Annotated in this window: 5 protein-coding genes; all 5 read left to right on the top strand. The window is 70.3% G+C overall.

Annotated features, from left to right (window positions below):
* Positions 1–209 precede the first annotated feature (209 nt).
* Complete coding sequence (locus WA965_RS07930; protein WP_526302775.1) at positions 210–488, top strand: putative holin; 279 nt, start codon at positions 210–212, stop codon at positions 486–488.
* Positions 481–945 carry a hypothetical protein gene (locus WA965_RS07925; RefSeq protein ID WP_526302774.1) on the top strand — a complete coding sequence of 155 codons (465 nt, stop codon included), beginning with the start codon at positions 481–483 and terminating at the stop codon, positions 943–945. The genes WA965_RS07930 and WA965_RS07925 overlap by 8 nt, the downstream gene beginning before the upstream one ends.
* 60 nt (positions 946–1,005) lie before the next feature.
* Positions 1,006–2,604 (top strand): ABC transporter substrate-binding protein, encoded by a 1,599-nt coding sequence (locus tag WA965_RS07920; protein ID WP_526447326.1) that lies wholly within the window; start codon positions 1,006–1,008, stop codon positions 2,602–2,604.
* Positions 2,592–3,572, top strand: coding sequence for an ABC transporter permease (locus WA965_RS07915; protein WP_526447324.1), 981 nt, complete (start codon positions 2,592–2,594; stop codon positions 3,570–3,572). The genes WA965_RS07920 and WA965_RS07915 overlap by 13 nt, the downstream gene beginning before the upstream one ends.
* On the top strand, positions 3,569–4,279 hold a 711-nt coding region (locus WA965_RS07910; protein WP_526447322.1), incomplete at its 3' end, for an ABC transporter permease. The genes WA965_RS07915 and WA965_RS07910, both read left to right, overlap by 4 nt.

The following is a 4,279-nucleotide window of genomic DNA, read 5'->3' as shown; positions in this document are numbered from 1 at the left end:
GACTACGAACGCGGCGTGCGGCCCCCCTCGGCGGGCACCCACATCGTGGCCGAGGGTGTCGACGCCTGCGCGATCCCGCTGAAGTAGACCCGCGGAATAGCGTTCCTGGCTGCGGAATTGGCCTCTGGCACGACCAGGAATGCTATTCCGCGATCGGGCTAGGGCGCGCCGCCCGGGTTTTCGGGCCGCGCGGCGTTATCGTCACAAACGTGATTCCGCTGCCGCGTGCATCGGTGTTGGCCGGAGTGATGATCGTCGGTGTCGCTCTCGGCATGATGGCCGTGCTCGCCGCCGCCATCGAGGTCACCGCGACCGTCCGGCCGGACGTCGTGATCGCACTTGTTGTCGGGGTTCCCAGCGTGATCGGCATGCTGACGATCCTGATGTCGGGCCGACGCTGGGTCACCGCGGTGGGTGCGATGGTCCTGGCCATCGGGCCCGGCTGGTTCGGCGCTCTCGCCGCAGTCCAGGTGGCATCCGGTGCCTGACACCGGCCGGGACGCACTCCCGGGGGAGCACACCGAGCCGTTCCTGCCCGAGTTCACCGGATCCTTCACCGCGCAGGGGCTCATGGACGAGCCGGCACCGGCCGAACCCGTGGAGATCGCTCCGCACCCGGCCCAGCCCATCGCCGTTCCCGGCGTCGCCCAGTACCTCAGCCGGTGGACGTTCGTGTTCGTCGTCGCAGGTGTTTGGCTCGTCGCGGCGGCTGCCGGCCTCGGCCTGTACTACTGGTGGTTCCACTCCCCGGACAAGACCATGCCAGTGTTCGTCGTGCTGGTCTACGTCGTGGCTTGCATCGTCGGAAGCCTGCTCACCGCCATGATCCAGGGCAAACCGGTGTCCTCGGCGGTGGCCATCGCGCTGATGTCGTCGCCGCTCGCGTCCACCGCCGCTGCGGCGGTCCTCTACGGCGGCTACGTGTTCGGGTGGATCACCCGGTAGTCCGATCGCCGGCACGGGGTCGGATCGCCGCTCCTGCCGTTCATATGTTCAGATAGACACATGAATCCTTTCGGCGGCCTCCCGCTGTGTGCTGCGCGCTGTTTTGTCGTCGCAGTGACCGCCACGGTGCTGGCGGGCTGCGCCGCCCCCTCGGAGGATCAGGACACCGCGCAGATCGTGCTCGCCGAGGGTTACGAACTCGGGGGCTACAACCCGGTCAACGGCTATTCGGAATCCGGGGTGTCTCCGCTCTACGACGGCCTCTACCGGCCCAGCGCGTCCGACGACACCGCGGTACCCGATCTGGTTCCGGCGCTGGCACAGGACGAGCCGCAGCCGGCAGGCCCGAACCGGTGGCGGGTGCCGCTGCGCAGCGCAGTGATGTTCTCCGACGGCAGCACGCTCGATTCCGCCGACGTCGTCGCGACCTACACCGCGGTGCGCGATCCCGCGGTGGCGTCGGAGATCTCGACGTCGGTGGCCCCGATCGTGACCATCACCGCCGACGGCCCCGACGCCGTCACCGTCGAGATGAACACCGCCGCTGACCCGCGCCCCTATCTGCTGCTCGGCATCCTTCCGTCGGAGAAGGTCGAGCCCGCTCCCGCCGCGGATTGGGCCGTCAACACCGAACCCGTCGGCACGGGCCCCTACCGGCTGGAGAGCCTGCGCCCCGACCAGGCGGTGCTGGTGGCCCGCGCCGACTACTGGGGCGAACCGGCCCAGGTCGAGCGCATCGTCTACACCTACACGCCCGACGACAACGCGCGTGCGCAGAGCATGGTCTCCGGTGCCGCCGACGGCACCACCCTGCCCCCTCGGTTGATCGACTCGATCGGCGGCGGCGACATCAGCACGGTGTCCGCCGAATCGGCCGACTGGCGCGGCATCTCACTTCCCGCGGGCAACCCGTTCACCGCCGATGTCCGCGCCCGGCTCGCGATGAACCTGGGCGTCGACCGCGAGGCGATGGTGCGCGACGTGCTGGTCGGCTACGGCCGGGCCGCGAGCACCCCGGTGGCCGCGGTGTACGGCACGGCCTACAACCCGGACGCGGAGTACCCGTTCGACATCGACCGGGCGGCGACGCTCCTCGATGAGGCCGGCTGGCGGACGGGTCCCGACGGACTCCGTGAAAAAGCAGGCGCCCGAGCGTCATTCGAGCTTCTCTACAACGCCCAGGACACGTTGCGGCGTGACCTCGCGGTGGCGTACGCGGCGGCGATGAAGCCGCTGGGCATCGATGTCCGACCGCGCGGCACGAGTTGGGACGAGATCGACACCAGCTTCGGGGAGTCCGCGGTGGTGCTCGGTGGCGGTTCCACGCCCTACAGCATCGACTCGCAGGTCTACGACACGCTGCACACCCGGGTGCCCGATTCGTCGCCCTACTCCAACCCCGGCAACTTCACCGCGCCCGGTCTCGACGAGTTGCTCGAACGGGCCGCCCAGTCGGCGCCGGGGCCGGCCAAAGATGAGCTCTACCGTCAGATCCAGGCCAGCTACGCGGCGGCACCGTCGCACGTGTTCCTGGCGTTCCTCGACCACACATACGGCTACCGCGACCTCGGCTGGCAGCAGTCGGCACCGATCATGGAACCGCACTCGCACGGTGTGTCGTGGGGACCATGGTGGAATGTCGCGGCGTGGACACGCTGACACCCACGGGTCGACTGCTGGTCATCCGGTCGGCGATCGCCGTCCCGCTGATCGCCGCGATTTCGGCGGCGATGTTCGCCGTGGCGTCGCTGTCGCCGTTCGACCCGCTGGCCGCCTACCTCGGCGCCAACTACCAGCGGGCGACGCCCTCACAGCGCGAGGCCATGCGCGCCGCCTACGACACCGACCTGCCCTGGTGGCAGGCCTGGTGGCACTGGGTGCAGGGCCTGGCCTCGGGGGACCTGGGCTTCTCGTCGACCCAGTCGCAGCCGGTCACCACCGTGTTGGCCGAGCGGATGCCGTTCACGCTGGTGCTCTCGGGTGCGGCGCTGCTGACCGCGGCGACGGTGGCGATCCTGCTCGGCTGTGTGGCGGGCATGCGTCGCGGCGGGCTGATCGACCGGCTGTGCACCGGCTTCTCGGTGACGTTCGCCGCGGTGCCGCCTTTTGTGGTGTCGCTTGCGCTGGTGATGGTCGTTGCCGTCAGCCTGCGGTGGCTCCCGGCGTCCGGCGCCGCGGCGCCCGGCGCCCAGTACTCGGTGGAAGGGGTGCTGCGGTACGCGATCCTGCCGTGGATCGCGCTCACCGTGTCAATGGTGCCGTGGCTGCTGTTGACCACCAGGACCGCGGTCGCGGCGAGTTGTGACTCCGATGCGGTGCGGGGGGCGCGGGCCCGCGGCGTGCACGGGTGGGCGTTGCTGCGTGGCCACATCGCACCGGTGTCGGTGTTGCCCACCCTCGCGCTACTCGGTACCCGGCTGCCCGAGCTGATCGCCGGAGCCGCGATCGTCGAGACCGTCTTCGGCTGGCCCGGGATGGCTGCCGTACTCGTGGAATCCGCTGCTGCCCTGGACTTTCCATTGCTGGCCGCGCTGACCGTCGGTTCGGCGGCGGCGGTGCTGGCGGGTTCTGCGTTGTCCGACGCCGCCGCGGTCGCGATCGATCCGCGGGTGAGGATGACGGCGTGACGCGCGAATGGCCGCTGGCCGTGCTCGGTGTGATCGTGGTGGCGGCTGTCGGGATCCCGCTGCTGGCAGGCGAACAGGTTGCCGACTTCGCCGCGGCATTGCAGCCGCCCAGCCGCGAACATCTCGCGGGTACCGACCATTCGGGTTATGACCTGCTGGCGCGCACCGCCGAGGGATTGCGGATGTCGCTGCTGATCGCCGCGATCTGCGCGGTCGCCGCGACGGTCCTGGGCATGGTGATCGGGGTGGCGGCAGCGCTGGTCGGCGGCTGGGTCGACGCGGTGGTGATGCGGTTGGTCGACGGCTTCAACGCGCTGCCGCACCTGGTGGTCGGAATCGTCATCGCCGCCATGTGGCGGGGCGCGCCATTGGCGATCATCGCCTCGATCGCGCTGACGCACTGGCCGGCGGTGGCCCGGGTGGTGCGTGCCGAACTGCTTGCGGTGGCCGGTGCGGGCTGGGTGCAGACGTCGCAGTTGGCCGGTGCGTCGCGGTGGTTCGTCGCGCGCAGACACCTGGTGCCCGCGGTCGCCGGGCAGGCACTGGTCGCGATGGTGATGCTGCTGCCGCACGCCGTCTGGCACGAATCGACGCTGTCGTTCCTCGGCGTCGGGCTTTCGCCGGACCGGGCCAGTCTGGGCACGCTGCTCAGTGAGGCCCGCGGCAACGTCCTCGCCGGCGCGTGGTGGACGCTGGCGGTTCCCGCC

Source organism: Mycobacterium sp. (genome assembly GCF_049683935.1).
Taxonomy (GTDB): domain Bacteria; phylum Actinomycetota; class Actinomycetes; order Mycobacteriales; family Mycobacteriaceae; genus Mycobacterium.
This window is presented reverse-complemented; position numbering and strand designations above follow the sequence as displayed.